Here is a 3,548-nt window from a genome sequence, read left to right as displayed (position 1 = left end):
CCCTTCGGCCTTCCCCTGAAAGTCGCCCGCAGGCCTCGAGGCCTGCGGGCCGTTATCTCACTTCTTCAACAGCGCGCACTTGCTTTCGGAGAGCGGTGTGAAGGCCTGATCGCCCGGCACCGAACCGACCAGCTTGTAGAAGTCCCACGGTCCCTTGGACTCCGAGGGCTTCTTCACCTCGAACAGATAGGCGCTGTGGATGGTGCGGCCGTTCGGCTGGATCTCGCCCTTGCCGAACAGATCGTCCTCCGTCGGCATCGACTTCATCTTCTCGACGACCTTGACGCCGTCATGAGGATTGCCGCCGAGTGCGTCCAGCGCCTTGAGATAGTGACGCACGCCCGCATAGACGCCGGCCTGCACCATGGTGGGCGGCGCGTTGTTCTTCATTTTCCCGGCAAAGCGCTTCGAGAACGCGCGGGTTTGGTCGTTCATGTCCCAGTAGAACGTCTCGGTGAAGTTGAGGCCCTGCGCGGTCTCGAGACCGATCGCCTTGACGTCAGTGAGGAACAGCAAGAGCGCGGCGAGCTTCTGGCCGCYCKTGACGATGCCGAACTCGGMCGCCTGCTTGATCGAGTTGGTGGTGTCGMSGCCGGCATTGGCAAGGCCGATGATCTTGGCCTTGGAGGCCTGCGCCTGGAGCAGGAAGGACGAGAAGTCCGGCGTGTTCAGCGGATGCTTCACGCCCCCGACCACCTTGCCGCCATTGGCGGTGACCACGGCCGTGGTGTCGCGCTCGAGCGCCGCGCCGAAGGCGTAGTCCGCGGTCAGGAAGAACCAGCTGTCGCCACCGGCCTTCACCAGCGCCTGGCCCGTGGTGTGGGCCAGCATGTAGGTGTCGTAGGTCCAGTGCACGGTGTTGGGCGAGCACTGTGCGTTGGTGAGGTCGGAGGTTGCCGCACCAGAGTTGATGTAGACGCCGTTCTTTTCCTTGATGACGTTGTTGACGGCGAGCGCCACACCGGAATTCGGCACGTCGACGATGACGTCGACCTTGTCGACGTCGAACCACTGCCGCGCGATCGCGGTGCCGATGTCGGGCTTGTTCTGGTGATCGCCCGAGACGATGTCGATCTTCCAGCCCTTCGCAGCTAAGCCGGAATCTTCAACGGCCATCTGCGCGGCGAGCGTCGAGCCGGGGCCGCCGAGGTCGGCGTAGAGGCCGGATTGATCGGACAGAGCGCCGATCTTGACGGTCTTGTCCTGCGCGGAGGCGACGCCGGCTGCGGCGAAGGTGAGCGCGGTGGTCAGGAGCAATGACGCAATCGACCTGGTCTTCATGCAACTTTCCTTTTTGAATTTTCTCGTTGGCGGTTCTGTTGTTTAAGCATGATCGTTTCGGAAAACCGCTTCACACTTTGCGCTGACGCGGCCCTCCGGGTCCGGACCATGCTTAAACGCCGAGATAGGTGTGGAGCTTGTCCATGTTGGCGGCAAGCTCCGCGTTGGAAAATCCGTCAATGATCTTGCCGTGCTCGACCACGTAATAGCGGTCGGCCACGGTGGATGCGAAGCGGAAGTTCTGCTCGACGAGGAGGATCGTGAAACCCTCCTTCTTGAGCCGCGCAATGGTGTGGCCGATCTGCTGGATGATGACGGGCGCAAGGCCCTCGGTCGGCTCGTCCAGCATCAGGAAGCTCGCCCCGGTGCGCAGGATCCGCGCGATCGCCAGCATCTGCTGCTCGCCGCCGGACAGCTTGGTGCCCTGGCTGTTGAGCCGCTCCTTCAGGTTCGGAAACAGGTCGAAGATCTGCTCGAGCGGCAGTCCGCCTTCGCGGACCACCGGCGGCAATAGCAAATTCTCCCGCACGTCGAGGCTGGCGAAGATCCCCCGCTCTTCCGGGCAGAACGCGATGCCCATGCGCGCGATCTTGTCGGAGGTCGCGCGGATGATCTCCTGGTTGTTGAACTTCACCGAGCCGGTACGCCTGCCGATGATGCCCATGATCGACTTCAGCGTGGTCGTCTTGCCGGCGCCGTTGCGCCCGAGCAGGGTGACGACCTCGCCCGCGTTCACGTCGAAATTGATCCCATGCAGGATGTGGGACTCGCCGTACCAGGCCTCGAGGTTACGGACCTGGAGGATGTTTCCGCCGCTCGCAGCCTTTGCCGGAGCCTCGGCGATCGCAGTGTCAGGCATGACCGGCTCCCAGGTAGGCTTCCTTGACGCGCTCGTCCTTGGTGAGCTCGCTGTAATGGCCCTGCGCAAGCACCTGCCCGCGCGTCAGCACGGTGATGATGTCGGAGAGATTGGCCACGACGCTCAAATTATGCTCGACCATCAGGATGGTGTATTTCGCGGAGATGCGCTTGATCAACGCCGCGATCTTGTCGATGTCCTCGTGGCCCATGCCGGCCATCGGCTCGTCCAGCAGCATCATCTCGGGGTCGAGTGCGAGCGTGGTTGCAATCTCGAGTGCGCGCTTGCGCCCGTAGGGCATCTCGACCGCAGGCGTATTGGCAAACTCGCTGAGGCCGACATCGTTCAACAGATCACGTGCACGATCGTTGAAGCGGTTGAGCACGGACTTGGAGCGCCAGAAATCGAACAAACTGCCGTGCTGGCGCTGAAGCGCGACGCGAACGTTTTCCAGGGCAGTCATGTGCGGAAACACCGCCGAGATCTGGAACGATCGCACCAGTCCCATGCGGGCTACGTCGGCCGGCGCCATCGCAGTGATGTCCTGGCCCTTGTACAGGATCTTCCCGGCGGACGGCTTGAGGAACTTGGTCAGAAGATTGAAGCACGTCGTCTTGCCGGCGCCGTTCGGGCCGATCAACGCGTGAATGCTCCCACGGCGGACCTTGAGCGCAACGTCGCGGACAGCGAAGAAGCCCGCGAACTCCTTGGTCAAGCCTTCCGTTTCGAGAATGAACTCATCGGCCAAACAGATTTCCCCCTGCCCGCGCGACCCGCGTGGCTGTCCTTGTTGCTTCGGCTTTCAGGAGGCCTTGGAGCCATCCCGGAACGCCGCCTCCGGGCGCGGAATATGCCGGAGGTGACGGGGGTTAGGCAAGGCGGAAAGCTGAGCAGATCAGGTCTCCGGCTGGGATACAAATGCTCCCTTAGTCGGAGATGTTTTGATGTCACGCCTGCCCGGCCTTCCGGTTCACGAAAGCACCGGTCATCAAGCCGTCGTTAACGGTCTTTCGTCCGGCGCGCCAGCCTTCATAGAATATTTTCCCGCAGCATGGATGATGCGCGGGTTTCGATCTGCCGGGAATATTGTTTTGGATTTCGCAAGCGCCGCGCCCTCCGTCGTCAAGTCGATCAGGCAGCGTGATCTCCTGAACACGTGGCTGCGCCTCTATGCGCGCCAGCGGATCGCGCCGGCGATCTGGGAGTACCAGCCTGCGCGGCTCGAGGAAGAGCTGTCCGATCTCATCTATTACACGGTGGACACCTCGGCTCCGGTGCCGCGTCTCGTTATCCAGAGCGAAGGCACGCGGATTTCGCGCGCCTACGGACATACCGGCAAGGGCGTGCCGCTGGATGAATATATCGGGCCGCGGCTCGTGCCCTCCGTGATGCCCATCTATTACGAATG

General features: G+C 62.2%; 3 protein-coding genes and 1 pseudogene. 1 reads left to right on the top strand and 3 read right to left on the bottom strand.

What is annotated here, in order from left to right:
* Nucleotides 1-57 precede the first annotated feature (57 nt).
* From AC1D00_RS31965 to AC1D00_RS31955, 3 genes are all read right to left on the bottom strand, one after another.
* Nucleotides 58-1,281: an ABC transporter substrate-binding protein gene (locus AC1D00_RS31965; RefSeq protein ID WP_477013408.1), complete on the bottom strand. Its 1,224-nt coding sequence runs from the start codon at nucleotides 1,279-1,281 to the stop codon at nucleotides 58-60.
* Nucleotides 1,282-1,393: 112 nt separating this feature from the next.
* Complete coding sequence (locus AC1D00_RS31960) at nucleotides 1,394-2,140, bottom strand: ABC transporter ATP-binding protein (RefSeq protein WP_477013407.1); 747 nt, start codon at nucleotides 2,138-2,140, stop codon at nucleotides 1,394-1,396.
* Nucleotides 2,133-2,888: an ABC transporter ATP-binding protein gene (locus AC1D00_RS31955; protein ID WP_135173421.1), complete on the bottom strand. Its 756-nt coding sequence runs from the start codon at nucleotides 2,886-2,888 to the stop codon at nucleotides 2,133-2,135. Before AC1D00_RS31955 ends, AC1D00_RS31960 begins: the two co-directional genes overlap by 8 nt.
* A gap of 310 nt (nucleotides 2,889-3,198) precedes the next feature.
* Here AC1D00_RS31955 and AC1D00_RS31950 point away from each other — a divergent pair.
* Nucleotides 3,199-3,548, top strand: a pseudogene (locus tag AC1D00_RS31950) (hypothetical protein); the annotation flags it as partial.

It is taken from the genome of Bradyrhizobium sp. P2_E8 (assembly GCF_056403875.1).
Note: the sequence above shows the minus strand (reverse complement) of the source record. Positions and strands in the feature narration are given on the sequence as shown.

What these genes read in the sequence shown, in the direction of transcription:
- AC1D00_RS31960 (WP_477013407.1), bottom strand. Translation starts at nt 2,140, where the DNA reads ATGCCTGACACTGCGATCGCCGAGGCTCCGGCAAAGGCTGCGAGCGGC.